The sequence below is a fragment of the Candidatus Eisenbacteria bacterium genome (assembly GCA_035577985.1).
Taxonomy (GTDB): domain Bacteria; phylum Desulfobacterota; class Binatia; order DP-6; family DP-6; genus DATJZY01.
In genome coordinates this window covers 1-23,308 of the sequence record DATJZY010000075.1, presented here as the reverse complement: position 1 = coordinate 23,308, position 23,308 = coordinate 1, and the positions used below count along the sequence as shown (strand labels likewise).

The following is a 23,308-nucleotide window of genomic DNA, read 5'->3' as shown; positions in this document are numbered from 1 at the left end:
CGCTTCGTCGCCGGCGACGTCGCAGCAGCGCTCGCGTCGGGCGATGCCGCGCCCGTCGACGGCGTCGTCCTCGATCCGCCCCGCACGGGCGCGGCCGCCGCCATCGACGGCATCGTCGCCCGCCGGCCGCCGCGCATCGTGTACGTCTCGTGCGATCCGGCGACGCTCGCGCGCGACGTGCGCGCGCTCGTGGCCCGAGGCTATGCATTGCATCTGGCACAGCCGATCGACCTCTTCCCGCAGACCTACCACGTCGAGACGGTGGCGTTGCTCGGGTTGACTTGAAGAAAGGCCCTCCCTATCGTCGATGGCGGGATGGCGAAGCACATCGAGCGGCCGGCGCGGCCCAAAGTCACCATCATTCCCGGCCGTGGCGTCGCACAGACCATCAACTACCTCCTCGAGGATCGCGACGATCTCGAATGGCTCGTCGCCGTCGGCCGCAACAAGAACGGCGAGATCTTCTTCTACGACACCGGCGGCGACATCATCGAGGATCTCGGCACGCTCGAGTACCTGAAAGAGCGCATCACGCGCGCCCACTTCGGCGACGAGCCGGAGTGAGCGAGCGACCTACGCGTCGTCCGGCAGCGGGCCCGGACACTCGCCCAGGATGACGTCGCCGTCGATGCTGATCGGGACGCGCACGAGCGACTTGCCGCAGGGCGGGCCCGCGATGCACTCGCCCGTGTCCGGCACGTAGTACGCGCCGTGCGTGGCGCACTGGATGAACTGCCCGTCCTCGGTGAAGAACTGGTTCTCCACCCAGTCGAGGCCCATCGGGACGTGGCGGCAGCGGTTGACGTAGGCGTGGAACGCGCCCGCGACGTTCAGGACGAAGCCCTCGATCTCGCGCCCGTCGCAGTCGAGGAGGAACTTCTTCGTCTGTCCGGGCGAGAGCTCGGTCGTGCGCGCGATCGGAACGGGCATGGCCGCCATCATAGCGTCCGGCGCAGGGCCGACAGAAGCGCGCCCAGGTGCGCGCACTCGAGCACCTCGTCACAGATGGGCGCGTACGTCGCGATCACGCTGTCGGCCGTGTTCCAGCGCACGCGCGGCTCGGGGACGAGCCAGACGAGGCGCTGCACGCGATCGCGGATGCGGCGCAAGAGGTCCGCGCGCGGCGGCAGCCGGTTGTTGCGGGCGTCGCCGAGAACCAGGACGAGCGTCTGTCCCGTCAGCAGGCGCGCCTCGCGCGTCGCCAGCTCCTCCAGCACGCGCCCGAAGTCCGAGCGCGCGTAGAGATCGAGCGGTCCGCCGGGCGTGAGATGTCCGTGCTCGATCGTGACCGGGCACAGGCGGTCGACGTACGCGAACGTGTGGACGCGCCGGAAGAACGCTGCGGCGGGCGCGACGAGACCCAGGCACAGCTCGCTCGCGACGGCGGCCGAGCCGGACAGGTCGACCAGCGCGACGAGGTCGGGGCGATGCGGGCGGCGGCCGCGCCGCACGATCCGAAGCGGGACGCCGCCGGTCGAGGTCGCTGCGCGCAGCATCCGCCGGATGTCGAGCCGCCCGTGACGTCGCCGGCGCTCGCGTCGCGAGAGGCGTCCGCGCAGGCGCGCACCCAGCTCGCGGACGAGATCGCGCGCCTCCTCGACGTCGCGCGGCCCGAGCTCGCGGAACGGACGGCGCAGCAGCTCACGCCGGTGCATCCCGACCATGCGCCGTCCGGTCATCGCGGCGTCCTCGGGCCGCTGCACGTCGCTCGGCGCGGGCGGGCGCGTCTCGGGCGCCGGCTCGCGACGGCGGCCGCCGCCTGCCTCGCCGGCGCGTGCGCGCCCGCTCGGACGCTCGCCGTCGCCCGCCGCGACCTTGCTCCGGCGGCGTCGCTTCGCTTCCGACTCGTCGCCCCCGAGCGGGAACGCCACGTCGAAGAGCGCGTCGAACGCCGGCCGATCCCGCTCGTCCTTCACCAGCGTCAGCGCGAGGGCCTCGCGCAGGACCGGTCGCTCGATGCCGGCCGCTCCGACGGCGGCGATCGCGTCCATCGTCTCGGCGACCGAGATCGGCAGCGCCTCGGCGCGCAGGCTGTCGACGAAGCGGAGGATCCGACCCCGCATCCGCCGTGTTCTAGCGCGTCACGCGCTGAGGAGCGACACGATGCGCGTCATCCACGGCACGAACGACAGCCCGGCGTAGAAGGTCGCGACCAGCGCGAGCGCCTGGCAGGCCTCGCGGTGCTGCCCGCAGCGGCGCAGCACGATGAGGAAGCCGCAGGCCTTCACCTTGAAGAGGAGCAACGTCATGCCGACGCCGAGGTAGGCCATGATGCCGTGCAGGAACGGGTTGCCCTCGCCGAACAGGTGGATGCCTTGCCACGACGCAACCCCGTCGAAGAGCTGCAGGGCCAGGTTCAGCACAAAGAGCTGATGCAGGCGCTCTTCGGTGACGGTCATCGCGGGAGAGTGACGCTGCAAGGGCAGTGCCACCCGAGAAACGCACTGCTCTGTGCAGCCGGCCGGCGCCCTGCGCCGCCCGCGCACACAATCCTGTGCCGCGCGCGCCCCCGAGTGTCAGCGCGGAGCCGAGACGGAGAGCAATGCGCTCACCTTGCTCTCCGCCTTGCGCAGGTCGTCCTCGTGCTTGAGCACCAGCGACAACGTCCGGCGGACCGCGGCCGCGTCCAGCTCGCGCACGCCGAGCGCACACAGGCCGCGCGCCCAATCGAGCGTCTCGGCGATGGACGGCGCCTTGCGGAGCTCGAGCTTGCGGAGCCCGGCCACGAACCGCGCAACCTGCATGCGCAGGCGCTCGTCGGCCTCGGGCACCTTCAACGCGACGATCTCGGCCTCCTTCTCCGGCCCCGGGAACTCGACGAACAGGTGGAGGCAGCGCCGCAGGAGCGCTTCGGACAGCTCGCGCGTGCGGTTGGAGGTCAGCACGACGACGGGGCGATGGGTGGCGCGGATGGTGCCAAGCTCGGGCACGGTCACCTGCGTGTCCGACAGGACCTCGAGCAGAAAGGCCTCGAACTCGGGATCGGCCTTGTCCACCTCGTCGATCAGCAGCACGACCTGTTTCGGCGCGGTGATGGCCTGCAGGAGCGGCCGCTCGAGCAGGAACTCGCGCGAGAAGACGTCGTGCGCGACCTCGCTCCAGCTCCGTCCCTCGCGCCGATCGGCCTGGATCCGCAGGAGCTGCTTCTGGTAGTTCCACTCGAACAGCGCGCGCGCCTCGTCGAGGCCCTCGTAGCACTGCAGGCGGATCAGGTCCGTCGACAGCACCTCGGCGAGCACCTTCGCGAGCTCGGTCTTGCCGGCGCCCGCGGGGCCCTCGGCGAGGAGCGGCTTCCCGAGCGTCACCGTCAAGTAGAGGGCGGTCTCCACCCGCGGCGTCGTGATGTAGCGGGCGGCGCGGATCCCCGCGCGCATCTCGTCGAGCGTCATCATCTCGACGCTGGTGCGGAGCGCAGGCGCGGGATTCGCCGGGCGTCGAGCAGCTTGTGCGGACGCTTCACCTCGCGCACCCAATCGACGTAGACGCCGAACTCGGTGACGAGGCGGTCGACGTCGACCCCGTGGTGCGCCGGACGGAAGTCCTCCAGCGTGGCGAGCGACTGCGAGAGGAGGTGTTCGGCGCCGCGCATGCCGCCGCGCCGCGTGCGCAGGTGGAGCCCGGCGGCGAGCTGCACGAGCGCCTCGAGGAAACCGCGGTCGTCGCCGTCGGCGGCGCGCCAGCTCTCCTCCCAGATCTCGTGTGCACCCATGTAGCGTCCCAGATTGAAGAGGCGAACCCCTCGCGCGACGGCCGCCGCGACGTCCGGCGCGTCGTCGCTCACCGCCGATCCACCGACGGCACGGCGGCTTCCATCTCGCGCGCGAACGCCTCGGCCGGCCGCGCCTGCGACGGATCGAGCGTGAAGTCCTCCGGCGCCGGCGCCGATCCGAGCTTTGCGAGCAGCTCGTCGATCTCGCGGTTCGAGAGCCCGAGGGCCTCGAGCTCCGCCGCCGCGAGGCGTGCGCCGCTGCCCTCGAGCGCACCCTCGCGGACGCGCACGAGCTGGCGGAGCGCCGCCAGCTCGCCGCGCGACAGCACCGCGCCCGCGACCTCGTAGTCGATCCACGCCTCGAAGGTGAGGGGCGCCACCCGCTGCAGCATCCCGGCCATCACGCGGGCGAAGGCGCGGATCTCGTACTGCGCGTGCGCGTCGACGCGGACCGACAGGAAGTGCAGCAGGTTGTGGAGGTCGATCTTCCAGTACCACTGCGTGTAGACCGACAGCGGCAGGTCGATGCGCGCCAGCTCGCGTGCGACGTCGTTGCCGACCATCCACTCGTAGCCCGACGACGCCTCCGTCCGGATGCGCTCCCAGCGTCCGATCGCCTCGTCGTAGAGCGCCTCCATCGGCGCGCCGTCGCGCCCCTGGCGATTCGACGCGCTCTGCGCCTGGAACTCGGAGCGCGCCGGGCGGTAGTAGAGGAGCGGCAGCAGCGAGTAGCGGCCGCTCACCTCGTTCACGCTCGCCGTGCGATGGCGGATCCACTGTCGCGCGACGAAGATCGGCATGGCGCAGTGGAACTTCAGCTCGACCATCTCGGAGGGCGTCGTGTGCCGGTGCCGCCGGAGATAGCGGACGAGCCCGCGCGTCGCGCTCGTGCGTCGCGTGCCATAGCCGTACGAGACGCGCGCCGCGCGTTCGACGTCCTCGTCCGAGCCCATGTAGTCGACGAGCGACACGAAGCCGTGATCGAGGACGGGGAAGTAGAGACCGAGGATCTCTTCGGCCGCCGGGGTGGTCGGACGTTTGGTCTCCATCATCGGCTCCAGCGCGGGTCGAACAGGTCGAACACGATCCCGTCGGCGAGCTTAGGAAAGAAGTACGTAGACTTCTGCGGCATCACCTCGCCAGCCAAGCACACGGCGCGCACGGCGTCGATCGACGGGGGGTTCACGAGGAAGGCGGCCGAGGCGCGGCCGGGCACGGCCGCCTCGGCCTCGGCGTCGTCGTGCGTGAACTCGAGCCCGTGCGTGTCGAGCCCGAGGATGGGCTCGAGGATCGCCCGCTCGAAGAGCGTGACGTCGAGCGCGCGCAGCGGTGCCGGAACGCCCGCGACCCGGGACTGCGCCGCCGGCAGCGCGCGCAGGCGGAGCTGGCGGCCCGGCAGGATGCAGTCGATCTCGCCGGGGGCGCGCGGCGTGCCCGCTGGGCGCGGGCCCACCGTGAAGGATTCGGCGAGCCGCGCTTCGAGCGCACGCGCGTCGAGCGGCAGCGCTCCGTGCACGAGCCGGTGCGTCGGCAGGATCACCAGGCCGGGGTCGTGCATGTCGGCCAGGTACGCCAGCACGTACGGCGGTCCGCCCTCGTCGCGATGCGTGAGCGCGGTCTCGTAGCGATGGTGACCGTCGGCGATGAGGATCGCCTCCGGCGCGAGCAGGGCCTGGATGCGCGCGATGGTCTCGACGTCGGCGATCCGCCACACGCGATGCACCTCGCCTCCGGGGTCGGTCACGTCCTCGATCGGCGCCGCATCGTCGACGTTGCCGTAGAGGTCGCGCAGCGACGCGCCGGCCGTGCCGGCGTAGAGGCCGAAGATGGGCGACAGATACGCCCCGGTGGCGCGCAGCAGCGCCAGCCGGTCGGCCTTGGGTCCCGGGAACGTCCGCTCGTGCGGCCGCACGATGCCGCTCGCGAACGTTTCGAGCTGCAGGCGGCAGAGAAGGCCCTCGCGCGTGAGCTCGCGGCCGCCGGGCAGCCGGAACGTCTGCCGATAGAGGTAAAGAGCCGGAACCGGGTCGCGCACGAGCGCCTTCGCGACCACCCACTCGCCGAGCGTGCGCGCGGCGGCGGGGGCCCGCGGCGTCTCGCGCGCCAGGATCAGGCGGACGACGTTGTAGGGGCTCCGGTCGTACAGCGCCGCCTGCTCGGCGGGCGAGATCACGTCGTACGGCGGCCCGATGACGTCGCGGAGGCTCCCCACGCGGGCCGCGTCGTAGCGTGTGGCCTGGAACGGGCTGATGACCGCCATCTCCTCCTACTCCTCCAGCGCTCGGGAAATCGTCGCCTCGTCGACCAGGCCCAGGCGCACGACGCGCGCCCGATCGCCGTCCACGGCCACCACCGTCGACGCGCCGCCGCCGAGGCGACCGCCGTCGACGTAGGCCGCGACGCGGTCGCCGAAGTAGGTGGCCGCCTCGGCGACGGTCCGCGCCGGCTCGCGACCCGGCGGGTTCGCGGACGGCGCCGCCACCGGTCGGCCGAGCGCGGCGACGAGCGCGCGCGCGATCGGGTGTCCGGGCACGCGTACGCCGATGGTGCCCGTGCCCGCGGTGAGCGCGTCGGGCACGTCCGGTCGTGCGGGCAGGACCAGCGTCAGCGCACCCGGCCAGAGCCGCGCCGCGAGCCGCGCGGCCGCAGGCGGCAGCGCCGCGGCGACGGTGCGCACCATCGTCAGGTCGCTCGCGAGCACGAGGATCGGCTTTCCGGGCTCGCGCCCGCGCACGGCGACGAGCCGCGCGACGGCCGCCGCCGACGACGCGTCGGCGCCGACCCCGTACGTCGACTCGGTCGGGAAGACGACGACGTCGCCGGCGTCGAGTGCCGCGGCGGCATCCGCGATCGAGACCGTGGCATGCATCGCCGGCGCCTTCACTCCCCGGCCGCGAGCGCCCGATGGCCGATGTCGCGCCGGTACTGCATGCCGGCCCACGCGATCCGGGAAACGGCATCGTACGCTTCGTCGACGGCGCTGCGGATGGTGTCGCCGAGCGCCGTGACACCGAGGACGCGGCCGCCGTCCGTGAGCACGCGACCGTCCACCCGCTTGGTGCCGGCGTGGAACACGACGCCGCGCGGCCAGTCGCGCAGCGCCTCGAGCCCGTCGATCGGGTCCCCCGTGCGGACGGTGCCCGGATAGCCCTCGGCCGCCAGCACGACGCAGACGGCGGCGCGGCGATCCCAGGTGAGCCGCGCGCCTGCGAGCCGGCCGTCGCAGGTGCGGACCATGAGGTCGCCGAGATCGCAGTCGAGGCGCGCGAGCAGCACCTGCGCCTCGGGGTCGCCGAAGCGCACGTTGAACTCCAGCACCTTCGCCCGCCCCTCCGTCACCATGAGTCCCGCATAGAGGACGCCCGAGTACCGGATTCCGTGACGGGCGAGCCCCTCCACGACCGGACGCATCACGTCGGCCATGACGTGCTGCTCGAGCGCCGGAGTCGAGAGGGGCGGCGGCGAGTAGGCGCCCATGCCCCCCGTGTTCGGCCCCTGGTCGCCGTCGAAGATGCGCTTGTGGTCCTGCGACGGCGCGAGCGGCAGCACGGTCGTGCCGTCGGTGAGAGCCATGAAGGAGAGCTCCTCGCCAGCGAGGAGCTCCTCGACCACGACGCTCGCGCCGGCCTCGCCGAACACGCGGCGGCGCATCACCTGGTCGATCGCGTCGAGCGCCTCGGGAACCGTCGGGCAGATGAAGACGCCCTTCCCCGCCGCGAGGCCGTCGGCCTTCACGACCACCGGTGCGCCGACCTCGCGCACGTAGCGCGCGGCGGCGTCGGGGTCGGTGAAGGCGCCGAAGAGGGCGCTCGGCACGCCCAGCTCGCGCAGGAGCTCCTTCGTGAAGACCTTCGAGCCCTCGAGGCGCGCGCCGGCGGCCGTGGGACCGAACGCGCGCAGCCCGGCGTCGGCGAAGCGATCGACGAGCCCGAGCGTCAGCGGCAGCTCGGGTCCGACGACGGTGAGGTCGATCGCGCGCTCCTTGGCGAAGCGGAGGAGACCCGCGACGTCGTCGGACGCGATCGGCACGCACTCGGCGATCTCGGCGATGCCGGCGTTGCCGGGCGCGCAGAAGAGCGCCTCGACCCGCGAGGTCTTCCGGAGCCGCCACGCGAGCGCATGCTCGCGTCCGCCCCCGCCGACGACGAGAACGCGCATCGGCTAGTGGCGGAAGTGCCGCACGCCGGTGAAGAGCATCGCGACGCCGCGCGCATCGGCCGCCTTCACGACCTCCGCGTCGCGCGTGCTGCCGCCGGGCTGGACGACCGCCGTCGCGCCCGCCGCGACGGCCTCTTCGAGCCCGTCCGGGAACGGGAAGAACGCGTCGCTCGCCAGCACGGAACGGGACAGATCGATCTTCTCGCGCCGGGCGCGCGCGACGGCGTTGCGGATCGCCTCGACGCGCGAGGTCTGTCCGCCGCCGACGGCGAGCGTCTGGACGGCCGAGGCGAAGACGATCGCGTTCGACTTCACGTGCTTCACGACCTTCCACGCGAATCGCAGGCCGTCCAGCTCGGCAGGCGTCGGCTGGCGCTTGGTCACCACCTTGGCGGTCGCGAGCTCGTCGCCGGGCCGATCGGCGTCCTGGACGAGCAGCCCGCCGGCGACGCCGCGGATGGCCGTCGCGTCCCTCGGCATCGCGTCCGGGTGCCAGCGCACGAGCCGGCGATTCTTCTTCTTCTTGAGCAGCTCGAGCGCGTCCGGCGCGAACTCGGGGGCGATCAGGACTTCGGTGAAGAGCTCGTCGACCTTCGTCGCGAGGGCGAGGGTCCACGGCGTCGTCGAGATGATGACGCCGCCGAAGGGCGATTCGGGATCGGTCGCGAAGGCGCGGTCCCACGCCTGCACGGCGTCGTCGCCGAGGCCGACCCCGCACGGCGTGTTGTGCTTCAGGATCGCGACCGCCGACCGAGGGGCGTCGCCCAGGAACTCGAGGCCGAGGGCGAGCGCGGCGTCGATGTCGACGACGTTGTTGTACGAGAGCTCCTTGCCGTGCAGCGGCTCCGCGACGCGCAGGAAGTCGCCGTACAGCGCCGCCTGCTGGTGCGGGTTCTCGCCGTAGCGCATGTCGATGGCCTTGGTGCCGCCCCAGTGGAACGACTGGCCGAAGCGGCGCTCGGCCGCGGCGCCGAGGTAGTCGGCGATCATGCCGTCGTACACCGACGTGGTGTGGAACACCTTCTGCGCGAGACGCCGGTTGGTCGCGACGCTCACCTCGCCGCCCGAGCGCTCGAGCTCGGCGCGCACCGCCTCGTAGTCCAAGGGGTCGACGATGACCGTCACGCTCTCGTGGTTCTTCGCCGCCGAGCGCAGCATCGACGGGCCGCCGATGTCGATGTCCTCGATCGCCTCCTCGAACGTGACGCCCGGCTTCGCGATCGTCTCGCGGAAGGGATAGAGGTTCACCACCACGAGGTCGATCGGCTCGATGCCGTGGCGCTCCATGGCGGCGGCGTGCGCGGGCAGGTCGCGCCGGCCGAGGAGGCCGCCGTGGATCTTCGGATGGAGCGTCTTCACGCGCCCGTCGAGCATCTCGGGGAAGCCGGTGTAGTCGCTCACCTGCGTGACCGGGAGCCCGGCATCGGCGAGCAGCTTCGCCGTGCCGCCGGTCGACAGCATCTGGACGCCGAGCTTCGCCAGCACGCGTGCGAAGTCGAGCAGACCGCGCTTGTCGCTGACGCTCAGCAAGGCTCGCCGGATCTTAGGCATCGAACTCCTCCACGTAGACGCGTGGCACCCGCTTGCCGACGCTCGTCAACACCTCGTACGAGATCGTGTCGCACCATCCGGCGAGCTCGTCGGCGCCGATGTGCGCGCCACCCTGCCCGCCCACGACGACGACCTCGTCGCCCACCTCGACCCCGGGAATGTCGGTCACGTCGAGCATCACGTGATCCATGCACACCCGCCCCGCGATCGGCGCGCGCGCGCCCCGCACGATCATCCAGCCGCGGTTCGAAGCCAGACGATGGAGGCCGTCCGCGTAGCCGATGGGAAGGGTCGCGACGACGGTCGGCCGCGAGGTCACGTACGTGCCGCCGTAGCCGATCGGCCGGCCCGCCGGCACGCGTCGCACCTGTGCGACGGCCGTGCGCAGCCGCAGCGCGGGCACGAGCTTCGCGCGCGACGCGAGATGGGGCGCCGGGGCGTAGCCGTAGAGCATGATGCCCGGCCGGACGAGCGTGAAGTGGGCGGCCGGCTGCGAGAGGACTGCGGCGCTGTTCGCCAAGTGGACGTGCTCGGGCCGCACGGCGATCGCTCCCAGCGCCGCGATGGCGTCGTCGAAGCAGGCGATCTGCGCCTGGGCCGGGGCCGCGTCGACGGCGTCGGCGGTCGCGAAGTGCGAGAACACGCCCGCCACGGTGACGTTGGGGATGTCGCGCACCGCCTCGCCGAAGTCGCGCACGTCGCCCACGTCGAGCCCGAGGCGGGTCATGCCGGTGTCGACCTTGACGTGGACCTGAACCGCGTGGCGCGCGCGTCCGGCGGCGGCGGCGAGCGTGCGCACGCCGTGCTCGGACCACACCGCGACCGAGAGATCGTGCGCCGCCACGTCCTCTTCGTCGCCCGGGAACGCGCCGCCCAGCACGACGATCGGCGCCGTGATGCCCACCTGCCGCAGCTCCACCGCCTCGGCGACGCTCGAGGTGCCGAGCACCGCCGCGCCGGCATCGAGGAAGGCGCGCGACGCCGCGACGGCGCCGTGCCCGTAGGCGTCGGCCTTCACGACCGCCATGACCTTCACCTTGGGGCCCACCAGGCGCACCGCTTCGCGCAGATTGGCGCGCAGCGCCCCGAGGCTCACCTCGGCGACGGTCGGCCTGCCGTTCGTGGACTGCATGGATCGAAAGAAGTGTGACCCATACCAACGCGCGGGGATGTTGTCACCCCGATGACGAGCGGATATCGTCGCCGGCCGTGCACGTGATGGTGAACGACGAGCCGCGCGAGCTCGCGGCCGGCAGCACGGTGGCCGACCTGGTCGCAACGCTGGGGCTCGGGCCCCGCCGCATCGCCGTCGAGGTGAACCGCGACGTCGTCCCACGCGCCAGCTACGGCGCGACGGCGCTCCACGATGGCGACGCGATCGAGATCATCCATTTCGTGGGAGGCGGCTGAGAGCCATGGCACTCGACGATCCCTTCGTACTGGCCGGCAAGAGCTACCGCTCGCGGCTCATCGTCGGGTCGGGGAAGTACAAGTCTTTCGAGGAGACCCGGCGCGCGACCGAGGCCGCCGGCGCGGAGATCATCACCGTCGCGGTCCGGCGCGTGAACATCACCGACCCCGGCAAGGAGAACCTCCTCGACCACCTGCCCCTCGATCGCTACACGATCCTGCCGAACACGGCCGGCTGCTATACGGTCGAGGACGCGATCCGCACCTGCCGGCTCGCGCGCGAAGCCGGGATCGGCACGCTCGTGAAGCTCGAGGTGATCGGCGACGAGACGACGCTCTTCCCGGACGTGGCCGCGACCATCGAAGCCGCAAAGATCCTCGTGAAGGAGGGCTTCCAGGTCCTGCCCTACGTCACGGACGACCCGGTCGCCTGCAAGCGCCTCGAAGACGTCGGGTGCGCCGCCGTCATGCCGCTCGCCGCGCCGATCGGCTCGGGGCTCGGGATCCGCAACCCCTACAACCTCCGCATCATCGTCGAGCAGAGCCGCGTGCCGGTCATCGTCGACGCCGGCGTCGGCACGGCCTCGCACGCGTCCGAAGCGCTCGAGCTCGGCTGCGACGCCGTCCTCATGAACACGGCGATCGCGGGCGCGAAGGATCCGATCCTCATGGCGGAGGCGATGCGTCTCGCCGTCGACGCCGGCCGTAAGGCGTTCCTCGCCGGCCGCATCCCGGCGAAACTCTACGCGACCGCATCGAGCCCCGTCACCGGCCTGATCAGGTAGGCCGACCCGAGGCCCGCGCATGCAGCGTCGTGCTATTCGGCCTTCGGCGGCGCGGCGCCTGCGTCGCGCAGCGGGTCGACTTCGCCGGTGATGAGGCGCGCGCCGCGCTCGTAGGTGAGGTACGTCCACGCCCACTCGAACATCACGACGAAGCGGTTCCGAAAGCCGATCAGCAGGAAGATGTGGACGAACAGCCAGGCGAGCCACGCGATGAAGCCCGAGAGGTGCACGCGACCGAAGTTCGCCACGGCGGCCGCGCGGCCGATCGTCGCGAGCGTCCCCTTGTCGACGTAGCGGAACGGCACGAGTGGCTCGCCGCGCACGGCGCGGACGATGTTCGCGGCCGCGTGGGGACCTTCCTGCACCGCAACGGCCGCGAGGCCGGTGAACGCCTTGCCGTCCTGCTGGTGCACGGCGAGGTCGCCGATCACGAACACCTCGGGATGGCCGGGAAGCGTCAGTGTCGGCTCGACGAGCACGCGCCCGGCCCGATCGAGCGGCACGCCGAGCGAGCGGGCGAGCGGCGAGGCCTTCACGCCGGCCGCCCACACGACCGTGCGCGCGGCGACGCGCTCGGATCCGAGGCACACGCCGCCCGCGTCGATCTCCGTCACCTTCGTTCCCACGCGCACCTCGACCCCGAGCCGCACGAGCTGCGCCGTCGCCTTCTCCGAGAGGTCGGGCGGGAAGGTCCCGAGGACGCGGTCCGCCGCCTCGACCAGCACGACGCGTGCGTCCTGCGGATCGATCGTGCGGAAGTCGCGCTCGAGCGCGTGGCGCGCGATCTCACTCAACGCCCCCGCGAGCTCGACGCCGGTCGGACCCGCGCCGACGACGACGAACGTGAGCCAGGTGCGGCGCGCATCCGCGTCGGTCGTGCGCTCGGCTGCTTCGTAGGCGAGCAGGACGCGGCGGCGGATCTCGAGCGCCTCCTCGATCGACTTCAGACTCGGGGCGAGCCGCGCCCACTCCTCGTGGCCGAAGTACGAGTCCGTGGCCCCGGTCGCAACGACGAGGTAGTCGTACCCGAGCTCGCCGTCGGCCAGCACCACGCGCCGTCGCGCAAGATCGACCGCCGTAGCCTCGGCGAGGAGCACGCGGCAGTTCTGCTGCTTGCGCAGGATGCTGCGGATCGGCGCCGCGATGTCGCTCGGGTTCAGGGCCGCCGTCGCCACCTGATAGAGGAGCGGCTGGAAGAGGTGGTGGTTGCGGCGGTCGATCAGCGTCACGTCGACCGGTGCGCGCCGCAGCGCGCGGGCCGCGTAGAGGCCCCCGAACCCTCCGCCGATGATGACGACGCGCGGCGGCTCAGGCGGCGCGGGCGATGGCATCCAGGAACTCCGCCATGGCGACGCTGACGTCGTCCGGCTTCTGCAGGTTGATGACGTGGCCGGCGCCCGGAACGATGACCAGATCGCCCTGCGGCAGCGCGGTCGCGAGCGCGCGCGACGCGGCGAGCGACGGCGCGTCCTCGGAGCCGACGACCACGATCGCGGGACACTGGATACGGGCCACGTCCGCGTGCATGGCGGCGACGGAGGGCTGCTTCGCGATGACACCGCGGAGCGTGAGCGCGAGGCCGTGCGGCGGATGCTCGAGAAACCCCTGGCGTACGAACTGCACGGCCCTGCGGTCGAGCCGCGTCGTCGGCCCCCACACGTAGCCCTCGCCCGCGGTCTCGAGCCCCGCTCGCTCGATCGTCTCGGCGAAGCCCATCGCCTTGCCCGCGAACCCGCGCGGATCGTCGGCGCCGGCGGGGAACGCGCAGAGAATGAGCCCGCGCGTGCGATCCGGATGCGCGAGCGCGAAGCGGAGCGCGATGCCGGCGCCCATCGAGAGGCCACCCACGACGGCGCGCTCGGCGCCGACCTCGTCGAGAACGCGCCGCATGTCGTCGACGAAGATCTCGGGCGTGTAGGCCGACGCCTCGCGCGGCGCATCGCTGCGGCCATGACCCCGTGCGTCGTAGCGCACGACACGATGGCGATCCTTGAGCGCCCGCATCTGTGGGCCGAAATTCCGCGCGCTGCCACCGAAGCCGTGCAGGAGCGCCACCGTCGGGCCCGTACCGTCGACGTCGATGTGGAGGCGCGGCGGATCCATGGGCGCTAGGTTATTGACCCTCGCGCGCGAATCGTCCACAGGGGCACGCGAGTGATGCGTCTCCCAGGGGGTTGTCGCGCGGCCGCCGCCGCGGTCGTCATCGGTGCGCTTGCGGGTTGCGGTATCCCCGTCCACGTTCCGTTCGGCGGCGGATCGGGGCCGTCCGAGGTCTGGGTGGTCTCGCGCGACGCGAGGGCCGCACGCAACGCAGTGACGCCCGCGGCGCCGGCGATCTTCGTGCGCCACGCGGGCAGCACGCAGGCGCCCGTCGCATTGGACCTCGTGCGGAGCGACGTGACCGTCACGGTGGTCGGGCCGCTCGTCTCGGTCACCCGGAGCAACCGCTACGCGGCACCGCCGAGCGGCGACGAGACGTTCGTCGCGTTCACGCCGCCGCCGAGCCCCGCGCAGCAGGACTTCGCGATTCGCGCCGGATCGCGCGTGGCGCGCGTCCTCGTCCGTGAGCCGGACGAGGCGCACGACGCGTACGAGAGTGCCCGTCGCGACGGGCAGACGGCGATGCTGCTCAGCGCCGATGCGAGCGGCCGGGTCGTCGTACCGCTCGCGGGCGACGCGGGCGACCTCGTCGTCGAGACGGTCGGCATCGCGGGCTGGCACGACGGCGCATATGAGCTGACCGTGCCGCGCGTTCCGGAGGGCGACGCGACGCTCACGGTCGACCTGCACGGGGGCGGACCGGTCGTGGTCGTGAACAGCCCGTCGCACAGCATCGACGCGCGCCCGATCGCGCTCGACCATCTCCGCGTCACCCTACAGGAGCCGAGCGCGCTGCGCACGGACGATTTCGTGCTGCGCTACCGGGTCGATCCTTCGGAGAGCCCGGGCGCGCTCCTCGTCGAGCCGGACGGCGGCGGAACGCTCGTGGGGCTCCTCGTCCACCCGCAGGAGGACAACCACGAGCCGGTCGCGCTCGCCAACGTCACCATCGACTGGGGCACGGCGCAGGTGAGCGAAGTGCGCCCCCCGGCGATCGGGACGATCGCGCCCGGACGGCCACTCGTCGTGCTGGCACGCGTGCGCGGCGGCTGGAGTGGACCCGTGACGGTGACCGGACGCGCGTCGGGACGGCCGCGCACGCTCACCGTCGACGTCGAAGCGAGCCCCCCGGCGCAGGGGCTGCAGGCGCTGCCCGTCTTGTGGGCGCGCGCCGCGCGCGGCGAAGCCGTCGCCGCGCGCTGACGCGTCAGTGGCGCGGCGCGCGGGGGAAGAAGGTGCTGGTGCGCGCGACGTAGGCCGCGTAGCCCGGCCGCCGCTTGGCGAGCGAGCGCTCGAGCATGGGAACGCCCGAGACACGCCGCAGGAGCACGGTCATCACGATCGGAGCCGGCAACGTTCGCCAGCCACCCGGCACCGCGCACGCGACGGCGTAGATGCCCCACCACACGCAGGCATCGCCGAAGTAGTTCGGGTGCCGCGTGTAGCGCCAGAAGCCTCGGTCCATGACGGCGCCGGCGTTCGCCGGATCGGCCTTGAAGCGCGCGAGCTGCAGATCGCCGCCCGCCTCGAAGACGAGGCCGACCGTCCACAGCGCGACGCCGATCGCGTCGAAGAGGCCGAGCGCGGGCGGCGACGGCACGGCGACCGCCCACTGCGCCGGCCACGACACGATCCACATGAGCGCGGTCTGGAGCAAGAACACCGTCGCGAGGCTCACGAGCCAGAACCGCGCGCCGATCCGCCGGCGCATCGCGGCGTAACGGAAGTCCTCGCCCCTGCCGCGGTTCCGCCACAAGAGATAGCCGCCCAGCCGCAGGCCCCACAGCGCGACGAGCGCGAGCACGAGGACGCGCCGCGGATCCGTCCCGACGCCGGTGCACGCGGCGATCGTGGCGATGACCGTGAAGCCGGGTCCCCAATAGATGTCGACGATGCTGACGTCGCGCGTGCGAAGGCTCACCATCCAGAGCCCGACGAACACGGCCCCCGTCGTGGCGAGCGTCGCGAGGAACGGGCTCACGCGCGCCTCACGACGATCGCCGCAGGAAGTGGCGGAGGAGCACGATGCGATCGTTGCCCCAGAACATCCGATCGCCGGCGAAGAAGGTCGGCACGCCGAAGGCGCCCCGGCGCTGCGCCTCGCGCGCCGTCTCGGTGAGCCGTCGCTCGGTCTCGGGATCGGCGAGCACGGAAGCGAATTCGCCGCGCGCGAGGCCGCTGTCCTCGGCGACGCGCAGGCAGAGCGCCTCGTCGAGCGGCCAGGCGTCGGAGCCGTAGACGGCCGCGCAGATGGTCCAACCGTACCTCGCGGCGGCGCCCAGGCGCGCGGCGGCGACGGCGGCGCGCGCGAGCAGCCGGAAGTCGACCTCGCGGCTCGGCGGCTCGCGGAACCGGATGCCGTAGTACTCGGCCCAGCACTCGGCGTCGGAGCGCCGGTAGTCCCAGTCGTACTGGCCCGAGACCGGCGCGCCCACGAAGGGATCGTGACCGCGCAGCGCGCGGATCTCGGGTCCGCTCACCGGACGCCACTCGACGGTGCAGCCGGTCTCCTCCTCGAGCCGCGGCATCTGGCTCGCGGCGAGATACGAGTAGCGGCTGCCGGGGCCGAAGAAGAACTCGACACGCATCTCAGAACTCCATCTCGCGCACGTCGGCGGCGACGCGCAGCGGTGCGGCGGTGACGGCGCGCACCTCGTCGACGCCGACGCCCGGCGCCAGCTCGCGCAGGACGAAGCCGTTCGCGTCGACGTCGATCACGGCGAGATCCGTGACGACGGTCGCGACGCAGCGCTCGGCCGTGAGGGGATACGAGCAGCGCTCGACGAGCTTCGCTTCGCCCGCGCGCGTCAGATGGAACATCATGACGATCAGCCGTCCCGTCCCCGCCGCGAGGTCCATGGCGCCGCCGATCCCGCCGACGCCGGTCGCGGGCACGCGCCAGTTGGCGAGGTCGCCGGTGGCCGCCACCTGGAATCCGCCGAGCACGATCGTCGTCACGCGTCCGGCGCGCGCCATCGCGAAGGCGTCCGCCGAGTCGGTGACGCTCTCGCCCGGGAGCCCCGTGACGAGCTGCCCGCTCGCGTTGTAGCGATGCACGTCGGTCGCCTCGTCCGGGTTGGCGAGCGGCCCGAAGCCGAGGAGGCCGTTCTCGGAGTGGAGCGTGATCTCGTCCTCCGGCGCCAAGTGACTCGAGACGAGCGTCGGAAGCCCGACGCCGAGGTTCACGTACTCCCCGCGCCGGAGCAGCCGCGCGACCTTGCGCGCCATCAGGTCGGGCGGGATGCCGCGCGGCCCGACCGGACGCTCGCGCACCTCCAGGTCCCACTGCTTGCCGAAGCGGCGCGACAGCGCGCGCACGGTCGCGGGATCCATCGGATGCTCCGTCCGCACGACGCGATCGACGAAGATGCCGGGCGTGACGATCGTCTCGGGATCGAGCGCGCCGGGCTCGACGATCTCGTCGACCTCGGCGATCGTGCAGCGCGCGGCGGTCGCGAAGACGGGGTTCGTGCTGCGCGAGCCGCGCCGGTACGTGAGATTACCGTGGCGGTCGGCGCGCGCGGCGCGCACCAGCGCGACGTCGCAGCGGATCGCCCGCTCGAGGACGTGCGCGCGCCCGTCGAAGACCCGCTCCTCCTTGTCGCGCGCGGCGTCGGTGCCGGCTGCGGTCCGCGTGTAGAACGCCGCGAGCCCGGCGCCGCCGGCGCGCACGCGCTCGACGAGCGTGCCCTGCGGAACCAGCTCGAGGTCGATCCGACCCGAGGTGATCCCGTCGCCCATGGGCGCGCGCTGCGTCGGGTAGACGGCGTAGCTCGCGACGAGCCGCCGCACGAGCCCCCGCTGCGCGAGGAGCTGTGGCGAGAGCGGGCCGACGCCGGGCGTGTTGGCGACGACCGTGAGCGCGCGTGCCCCGCGCTCGGCGAGCGCTTCGATGAGGCTCGCGGGCCATCCCTGGATGACGCCGAAGCCTCCGATCAACACCGACGCGCCGTCGGGAACGTCCGCGACGGCGAGCGCCGCGCTCGGCACGACCTTGTCCACCGGTCCGCCGGACTATAGGCGGCCGGCGGCGCGCGACACAACGCACGGGTTCCCAGCCTGCGGCCACCCTGCTATGCGGCGGCAGGAGGACCCATGGCGCTACTCGATCAGCTCGCCAATCAGGTGCTCGCGAGTCTCCAGGGAGGCCAGATCCAGGGCGGTGCGTCACGCAATCAGGCGACGGACCTGATGCAGGCGGTCCTCTCGATGCTGAACCAGCAGGGCGGCCTCGGCGGGCTGCTCCAGCAGTTCCAGCAGAAGGGCATGGGAAACATCGCGGACTCGTGGGTCGGCACCGGGCAGAACCAGCCCATCTCCGGACGCCAGCTCGAGGACGTGCTCGGCGCCGACACGGTCGGCAGGCTCTCGCAGCAGGCCGGCCTTCCGGCCGACCAGGGGCTCGGCGCGCTCGCGCAGCTCCTGCCGCAGATGATCGACACGCTGACGCCCCAGGGGCGGGTCCCGCAGCAGAACGACCTGCTCGCCGCCGGGCTCGACTTCCTGAAGAAGACGCTCGCCTGACGAGCCCGACTCCGCAGACCGGTACGCGCCCGCGATCGCTGCTGCGCTCGCTCGTCCCGGCCGACTTCCTGACACTCGGCAACGCCGCTTGCGGCACGGGCGCGATCTTCTGCTGCCTCAACTACCTCGAGGCGGCGCATCGAGCGGGGCCGCTCGCCGGCGCCTTCGTGCTCCTGCCGGCCGCGCTCGTCCTCGACGTCGCCGACGGCATGCTCGCACGTGGCTCGCATCGCTCGTCGCCGTTCGGCGCCGATCTCGACTCGCTCGCCGACGTGATCTCGTTCGGCGTCGCGCCGGCCGTCCTCGGCTTCACGCTCGGGATGCGCGGGCTGTGGGACGCGCTCGTGCTGTGCGCGTTCGTGTGCTGCGGGGTCGGCCGCCTCGCGCGCTTCAACGTGACCGCCGCCGCGCTCGCGGACGCGAGCGGCAAGGTGCGGTACTACGAAGGGACGCCGATTCCGACCAGCCTCGCGCTCGTCGCCGTGCTCGGGGTGGCGTGGTGGCAGGGCGCGGTCGGCGACGCCCTCTGGCTCGGGCGCCTGCAGGTGGGACCGGGCACGTTCCACCCCCTGGTCCTCCTCTATGCCGCCAGCGGCGCCGCGATGGTGAGCCGCCTGCGCGTCCCCAAGCCCTGAGTGCCGGTCCACTCCGAGAGCGCGCTCATCCTGGCGGCGGCCGTGGCGCCGCCGGTCGTCTTCGCGCTCGTCGTGCTGCGGCTGGGTGGCGGTCGTGCCGTCGGCTTCGCCGACGTCGGCGCGTTCCTGTGGGGCGCGCTCGTCGCTCCCGTCGCCGCGACGCTCATGAACGACGCGCTCGGCGCATGGGCGACGCGCGCGCTCGGCGACGCCACCGCCGGCTGGACCGTACCGACGATCGTCGCGCCGCTGGTCGAAGAGTGCGTGAAAGGCGTGGGCGTCGCCCTGGTTCTCGCCCTCGCGCCGGGAGCCACCACGAGCGTGCCCGCGGGCATCCTCACCGGTGCGCTCGTCGGCCTCGGCTTCGCCGCCACCGAGAACGTCACCTACTACACGCTCGCCGCGGTGCAGGCGGGCTACGCCGGCCTCGGGCGCGCGGTGTACCTCCGCGGCGTCGTGCAGGGCCTCAACCACGCCGCCTTCACCGCCGCGACGGGTGCGGGCATCGCCTGGGGGCTACGCCGGGGACGGACCCTCGCCCTCGGCCTCGCGGGGCTCGGCGTCGCGGTCGTGGCGCACGCCGTCTGGAACGGCGTCACCTCGCGCGCCATCACCGACGCGCTCTGCAACGCGCCGACGCCGGGCGGCGCCTGCGCGCGCGCACCGGCTTCGGCCGATCTCTTCGTCACGGCGCCGCTGCTGGTCGTCGCGTCGATCGGTCCGCTCGCGCTCGCCCTCGGTCTGTTCGCCCGCCGCGCGCGTCGTGCTTAAGCCTGTCGCTCGTGTACTGAAGATCGACACGGCCGAGGCACCTGACACCCAGCGAGTTTGTCACCCACCGTCAGGGAACACGGACGGCCGAAGCAGGCGCTAATGGCATGGTCCGCTCCCGCCTGAGGTAGAGCAGTCATCGTGCTCACTCGGAGGGAGGAATCGTTATGGATGTGAAGACGGTCGGCATCGATCTCGGGAAGAACGTGTTTCATGTCGTCGGACTCGACGAGCGCGGAGCTATCACGCTCAAGCGCCGGCTCACTCGAACGCAGTTGGCCGTGCTCATGGCGAACTTGCCACGCGCCCTGGTTGGCATGGAAGCCTGTCCCGGGTCGCATCACATGGCGCGGCGGCTCGAGGAACATGGGCACACGGTTCGTTTGCTGCCGCCGCAGTACGTGCGGCCATACGTCAAAACCAACAAAAACGACTTCCGCGACGCCGAAGCGATCGCGGAGGCCGTTGGCCGCGGCACGATGCGGTTTGTGCCACCCAAGACAGTCGCGCAGCTCGATCTCCAAGCACGCCATCGCGTCCGCGATCGTCTGGTGGGCCATCGCACGGCGCTCGTGAACCAGATCCGCGCTTTCCTCCTCGAGCAGGGACTACCGATGCGCCCGGGACGGCTCGCGCTGCGGTCCGAGCTGCGGCGCCGCCTTGCGACCGCGCCATCGGGGATCTCGCCAAGTCTCGCGTGCCTGCTGGCGCAACTATCGCAGGAGTGGGAGCAGCTCGAAGACCGCATTGAGCGCGTGACAGAAGAGATCACTGCGCTGGCACACCGCGAACCCGCGTGTCAGCGGCTCATGGCCGTGCCCGGCATCGGTCCGATTTCCGCCACGGCCATTGTGGCCGCGGTCGGGAACGGCAGCGGCTTTACCAAGGGCCGCGACTTCGCCGCGTGGCTCGGGCTCGTACCACGGCAGAACTCGACTGGCGGCAGACCGCGTCTCCTCGGTGTCAGCAAACACGGGAATACCTACTTGCGACGCCTCATGGTCCTTGGGGCCCAGGCCGTGATGCGCAGCAAAGTGCGGGAACGGCAGCGATTCGGTCCCTGGCTGCAGCGGCTCGAGCTCCGCGTCCACCGCAACGTCGCTGTCATCGCGCTCGCGAACAAGCTCGCGCGAATCGCCTGGAGCGTCCTCGCGAAAGCGATGCCCTATCGGCCGTTCATGGAGGACGCCGCCTAGCTGCTGCTCCACACGATGCTCTCTACGCCTCCACACGTCTGCGATGCGCGATCAGCACGATGGCGGAACCGCCAAGACGGCGTGCCCGAAACCCTGGTAGAGTATGCGGCCCACGAGGCCGGGGCGCTTTTGAGGACGGGCACGCGCGCATTCCATCGTGGCCCGGGGCGTCTCCAGCCCCGCACAGAGGCCGAATACATTAGCGCAGACGGTCACCCCGTTGCGCTGATCACGCTGGTGCGGCGGGAGCGGACCATACATTACTCTAGTTTTGAGGTGGCGTCGATTTCGGGGAGAACGTCACCAATGGGATCCTCAACCATCCATCGTCCCGTCGTCGCGTCGTAGTCACGTGCCCCAAACCGCACGAGCCCCGTATCGCGATCGTAGAGGCCACCCGCGAAGGCGAACGGCTGAAACCCCGGGCTCGTGTCCATCGTCACCCGCCCGAACTCGTCGTACTCCATGCGCTGGACGACCGTGCCGTCGCTCGTGTTGATGACGAGCCGCGGCGAGCCCAGGTGGTCGGAGAGGAGGCGATAGCTGAGCGCCGACGCGATGGCGTCACTACGAGACGGACTTCGCCAGCACGGTTCTGACCTCGCAGCGCGCGGTCGCCGAATGCGAGTACCGCGGGGAGTGCGAAGGTCCGAGGTGCCGTTTCAGCAAACGCGCCGCGTTCGCCGTGGCGCATTCGCTCTTTAGCCGCCGTCTCCGCCACCGCGAGCGGAGTGTAGCAGCTCGTCGGCGGAGTCAGGAGCGCTGCAGGCTCGCGGGGGGCGGGGCGGCGGGGTTCTGATGGATCGGGCGCGCAGCGCTGCCACCACTTTGTTCTGGGCGCCCCCTGGAGGGGGCAGACGGGCGGTCGGTGTCGGACGCTGGGGCGGCGGGCACAGCGCGCGACGCGCGATCGTGCCGCGAGCCGGGCGCGCGCACGCCACGCGACTCGGCCTCCACGGCGAGCTCATCGTCACGCTCGCCGATCTCCTCGGCGTCTCGGCCGACGAGCTCCTTGGCCGCGCCGCCCGGTCATCCCGCGGCACCGCGGTCAAGAATCGCCGCCTGCTGCGCCGCATCCAGGAGATCGATCGCCTCCCCAAACACGATCAGCAGGCGCTCCTGCGGACGATCGACGCGTTCCCTACCCGAGCCGCCTCATAGAGCGTCGCTGGTAAGGAGGGTCACCGCGACCGAATCAGATCCCCGAACACAAGCGCAGCGTCTCGGGTCCCATGTACGCTCGAGCAGCTTGCATCCACTCCTGTCGCTCCTGAAGCCCCTCGCAGACAGAGACTTCGACCACCTCACGCACGTGGACGTCCGCACTCGTTGCCATGGCTTCAAGAAAGGCGAAGGCGCGCTCGAGCAGTGCACGGTCTGGGACGGGTGCTTCGAGCAAGGGGATCAAAAAGTACTTGGTCACCACGTCGCCGAATACCACGTGCGGAAGGTAGTCCTGTCCCCATCGACTGCTCAGCGCGCGAAACGTTGGTGTGATCTCTGGTAGCGCCTCGAGAAGAGCCGCTACGAGCCCTTCGTAGTCAATGGACTTCCGCATCTCAGAGTGCCCCAAGCGCAGCCTGAAGGTCCATCACAACAGCTTCTGCGATGGCGCGGTCCGTTCCGCACAGCCCGCCTTCTCTAAGGAGCCTCTGCAGCTGACTCAGGCGTTCCCGACCCTTGAGCAAATGCTTTGTGAGCCCCTGCCTGAGTTCGTCGCGAATGGCTCCGGCGGTCCCACCTGGGATGCGGTCCTTCAGGCGGAAGAGCTCTCCCAGTGCATCTCGGAGCTCAGCGTTGCTCGCTTGTCTTTGGAGCCCCTGCCCGGCGGCTTCGAGAATGGTCTGGATTTCTTCGACGTCACCCCGCGCCACGGCCTGCTCAAGCGCCTTGGTCACCGAGTCTTCAGACAAGCCTGCCCGATCGACGAAGTTCTCCGGATCATTCCCCGCGTAGGCGTACAGGTTCGTTCCGCGGCTGCCGAAGAAGGTCAGGGGATCCTTGGCCGTCCAGCGCCCCGTCGCCGCGTCGTAGTCCCGTGCCCCGAACCGCACGAGCCCCGTGTCCCGATCGTAGAGTCCGCCCGCGAAGCCGAAGGGCTGGAAGCCCGGGTTCGTGTCCATCGTCACCCGCCCGAACTCGTCATAGTCCATCCGCTGCTCGACGTCGCCGGTGTCCGTGTTGATCACCAGGCGCGGCGACCCCAGGTGGTCGGTCACGAGGCGATACGTGACGCCCCCTTTCACCATGTACTCGGGCACGTTGACCCGCGTCCCGTACACGAAGCGGCTGACGACGTTCCCCGTACCATCGAGCTCCGCCGCGATGCGCAGCTGGTCCTCGTACAGGAACCCCTGGGTCAGCGTCCCGTTCACCGTCTTCCCCACCCGCCGGTTCGCCGGGTCGATCACGTATTCAAGCACCGTGCCGTTCGGCAGCGTGGCGGATCGCAGGTTTCCGAGCGCATCG

Annotated in this window: 29 protein-coding genes; 10 read left to right on the top strand and 19 right to left on the bottom strand. The window is 71.5% G+C overall.

Annotated features, from left to right (window positions below):
- Both VMS22_11460 and VMS22_11455 read left to right on the top strand, forming a co-directional pair.
- The coding region (locus tag VMS22_11460; protein HXJ34638.1) for a hypothetical protein at positions 1–285 on the top strand (285 nt) is incomplete at its 5' end.
- A gap of 30 nt (positions 286–315) precedes the next feature.
- On the top strand, positions 316–564 hold the full coding sequence (locus VMS22_11455; GenBank protein ID HXJ34637.1) for a hypothetical protein: 249 nt from the start codon (positions 316–318) through the stop codon (positions 562–564).
- 9 nt (positions 565–573) lie between these two features.
- Here the strand turns inward: VMS22_11455 and VMS22_11450 are convergent, their stop codons facing one another.
- The 11 genes from VMS22_11450 to alr all read right to left on the bottom strand — a co-directional run bounded on the left by VMS22_11450 (position 574) and on the right by alr (position 10,550).
- Positions 574–930 (bottom strand): Rieske 2Fe-2S domain-containing protein, encoded by a 357-nt coding sequence (locus VMS22_11450; GenBank protein HXJ34636.1) that lies wholly within the window; start codon positions 928–930, stop codon positions 574–576.
- 8 nt (positions 931–938) lie between these two features.
- Positions 939–2,063, bottom strand: a complete 1,125-nt coding sequence (locus VMS22_11445; protein ID HXJ34635.1) for a VWA domain-containing protein — start codon at positions 2,061–2,063, stop codon at positions 939–941.
- Positions 2,064–2,081: 18 nt separating this feature from the next.
- Positions 2,082–2,399: a hypothetical protein gene (locus VMS22_11440; protein ID HXJ34634.1), complete on the bottom strand. Its 318-nt coding sequence runs from the start codon at positions 2,397–2,399 to the stop codon at positions 2,082–2,084.
- A gap of 117 nt (positions 2,400–2,516) precedes the next feature.
- Positions 2,517–3,392 carry a MoxR family ATPase gene (locus VMS22_11435; protein ID HXJ34633.1) on the bottom strand — a complete coding sequence of 292 codons (876 nt, stop codon included), beginning with the start codon at positions 3,390–3,392 and terminating at the stop codon, positions 2,517–2,519.
- Positions 3,389–3,781, bottom strand: a complete 393-nt coding sequence (locus tag VMS22_11430; protein ID HXJ34632.1) for a DUF309 domain-containing protein — start codon at positions 3,779–3,781, stop codon at positions 3,389–3,391. The genes VMS22_11435 and VMS22_11430 overlap by 4 nt, the downstream gene beginning before the upstream one ends.
- Positions 3,778–4,758, bottom strand: a complete 981-nt coding sequence (gene thyX / locus VMS22_11425; protein ID HXJ34631.1) for an FAD-dependent thymidylate synthase — start codon at positions 4,756–4,758, stop codon at positions 3,778–3,780. Before thyX ends, VMS22_11430 begins: the two co-directional genes overlap by 4 nt.
- Entirely contained in the window at positions 4,758–5,969 is a 1,212-nt protein-coding gene (locus VMS22_11420; protein ID HXJ34630.1) for a DUF1015 domain-containing protein, read from the bottom strand. Before VMS22_11420 ends, thyX begins: the two co-directional genes overlap by 1 nt.
- A gap of 6 nt (positions 5,970–5,975) precedes the next feature.
- On the bottom strand, positions 5,976–6,578 hold the full coding sequence (locus VMS22_11415) for an L-threonylcarbamoyladenylate synthase (GenBank protein ID HXJ34629.1): 603 nt from the start codon (positions 6,576–6,578) through the stop codon (positions 5,976–5,978).
- Between the two features lie 11 nt (positions 6,579–6,589).
- Positions 6,590–7,867, bottom strand: coding sequence for a phosphoribosylamine--glycine ligase (gene purD, locus VMS22_11410; GenBank protein ID HXJ34628.1), 1,278 nt, complete (start codon positions 7,865–7,867; stop codon positions 6,590–6,592).
- 3 nt (positions 7,868–7,870) lie between these two features.
- On the bottom strand, positions 7,871–9,418 hold the full coding sequence (gene purH, locus VMS22_11405) for a bifunctional phosphoribosylaminoimidazolecarboxamide formyltransferase/IMP cyclohydrolase (protein HXJ34627.1): 1,548 nt from the start codon (positions 9,416–9,418) through the stop codon (positions 7,871–7,873).
- Positions 9,411–10,550 carry an alanine racemase gene (gene alr, locus VMS22_11400; GenBank protein ID HXJ34626.1) on the bottom strand — a complete coding sequence of 380 codons (1,140 nt, stop codon included), beginning with the start codon at positions 10,548–10,550 and terminating at the stop codon, positions 9,411–9,413. The genes purH and alr overlap by 8 nt, the downstream gene beginning before the upstream one ends.
- A 77-nt stretch (positions 10,551–10,627) precedes the next feature.
- Here alr and thiS point away from each other — a divergent pair, with 77 nt between their 5' ends.
- Both thiS and VMS22_11390 read left to right on the top strand, forming a co-directional pair.
- Entirely contained in the window at positions 10,628–10,828 is a 201-nt protein-coding gene (gene thiS / locus VMS22_11395; GenBank protein ID HXJ34625.1) for a sulfur carrier protein ThiS, read from the top strand.
- A 5-nt stretch (positions 10,829–10,833) separates the two neighbouring features.
- Positions 10,834–11,613, top strand: a complete 780-nt coding sequence (locus tag VMS22_11390) for a thiazole synthase (GenBank protein HXJ34624.1) — start codon at positions 10,834–10,836, stop codon at positions 11,611–11,613.
- 32 nt (positions 11,614–11,645) lie between these two features.
- On the opposite strand, the gene VMS22_11385 is transcribed toward VMS22_11390, so the two are convergent.
- A complete protein-coding gene (locus tag VMS22_11385; protein ID HXJ34623.1) occupies positions 11,646–12,944 on the bottom strand; it encodes an NAD(P)/FAD-dependent oxidoreductase in 1,299 nt (432 codons plus the stop codon).
- Positions 12,922–13,716 (bottom strand): alpha/beta fold hydrolase, encoded by a 795-nt coding sequence (locus tag VMS22_11380; protein ID HXJ34622.1) that lies wholly within the window; start codon positions 13,714–13,716, stop codon positions 12,922–12,924. The genes VMS22_11385 and VMS22_11380 overlap by 23 nt, the downstream gene beginning before the upstream one ends.
- Before the next feature lie 54 nt (positions 13,717–13,770).
- Between VMS22_11380 and VMS22_11375 the strand changes: the two genes are divergently transcribed.
- Positions 13,771–14,916: a hypothetical protein gene (locus tag VMS22_11375; GenBank protein HXJ34621.1), complete on the top strand. Its 1,146-nt coding sequence runs from the start codon at positions 13,771–13,773 to the stop codon at positions 14,914–14,916.
- A 4-nt stretch (positions 14,917–14,920) separates the two neighbouring features.
- On the opposite strand, the gene VMS22_11370 is transcribed toward VMS22_11375, so the two are convergent.
- The 3 genes from VMS22_11370 to VMS22_11360 are packed head-to-tail and all read right to left on the bottom strand — an operon-like array spanning position 14,921 to position 17,715.
- A complete protein-coding gene (locus tag VMS22_11370) occupies positions 14,921–15,694 on the bottom strand; it encodes a DUF1295 domain-containing protein (GenBank protein ID HXJ34620.1) in 774 nt (257 codons plus the stop codon).
- A 7-nt stretch (positions 15,695–15,701) separates the two neighbouring features.
- A complete protein-coding gene (locus tag VMS22_11365; protein HXJ34619.1) occupies positions 15,702–16,301 on the bottom strand; it encodes a DsbA family protein in 600 nt (199 codons plus the stop codon).
- A gap of 1 nt (position 16,302) precedes the next feature.
- A complete protein-coding gene (locus VMS22_11360; GenBank protein HXJ34618.1) occupies positions 16,303–17,715 on the bottom strand; it encodes a 3-oxoacid CoA-transferase subunit B in 1,413 nt (470 codons plus the stop codon).
- A gap of 93 nt (positions 17,716–17,808) precedes the next feature.
- On the opposite strand from VMS22_11360, the gene VMS22_11355 reads away from it, so the two are divergent.
- From VMS22_11355 to VMS22_11340, 4 genes are all read left to right on the top strand, one after another.
- Positions 17,809–18,237 (top strand): YidB family protein, encoded by a 429-nt coding sequence (locus tag VMS22_11355; GenBank protein HXJ34617.1) that lies wholly within the window; start codon positions 17,809–17,811, stop codon positions 18,235–18,237.
- Positions 18,234–18,872 carry a CDP-alcohol phosphatidyltransferase family protein gene (locus VMS22_11350; protein HXJ34616.1) on the top strand — a complete coding sequence of 213 codons (639 nt, stop codon included), beginning with the start codon at positions 18,234–18,236 and terminating at the stop codon, positions 18,870–18,872. The genes VMS22_11355 and VMS22_11350 overlap by 4 nt, the downstream gene beginning before the upstream one ends.
- The gene (locus VMS22_11345; protein ID HXJ34615.1) at positions 18,873–19,643 is read left to right on the top strand and encodes a PrsW family glutamic-type intramembrane protease; all 771 of its coding nucleotides are present in this window, start codon (positions 18,873–18,875) and stop codon (positions 19,641–19,643) included.
- Positions 19,644–19,810: 167 nt separating this feature from the next.
- On the top strand, positions 19,811–20,839 hold the full coding sequence (locus VMS22_11340; GenBank protein HXJ34614.1) for an IS110 family transposase: 1,029 nt from the start codon (positions 19,811–19,813) through the stop codon (positions 20,837–20,839).
- 260 nt (positions 20,840–21,099) lie between these two features.
- On the opposite strand, the gene VMS22_11335 is transcribed toward VMS22_11340, so the two are convergent.
- A complete protein-coding gene (locus VMS22_11335; GenBank protein HXJ34613.1) occupies positions 21,100–21,306 on the bottom strand; it encodes an RHS repeat-associated core domain-containing protein in 207 nt (68 codons plus the stop codon).
- Between the two features lie 445 nt (positions 21,307–21,751).
- On the opposite strand from VMS22_11335, the gene VMS22_11330 reads away from it, so the two are divergent.
- On the top strand, positions 21,752–22,000 hold the full coding sequence (locus tag VMS22_11330; GenBank protein HXJ34612.1) for a hypothetical protein: 249 nt from the start codon (positions 21,752–21,754) through the stop codon (positions 21,998–22,000).
- Between the two features lie 34 nt (positions 22,001–22,034).
- Here the strand turns inward: VMS22_11330 and VMS22_11325 are convergent, their stop codons facing one another.
- The gene (locus VMS22_11325) at positions 22,035–22,397 is read right to left on the bottom strand and encodes a hypothetical protein (protein ID HXJ34611.1); all 363 of its coding nucleotides are present in this window, start codon (positions 22,395–22,397) and stop codon (positions 22,035–22,037) included.
- Position 22,398: 1 nt separating this feature from the next.
- Positions 22,399–23,308 (bottom strand): RHS repeat-associated core domain-containing protein (locus VMS22_11320; protein HXJ34610.1); only part of this gene is annotated, 910 nt, incomplete at its 5' end.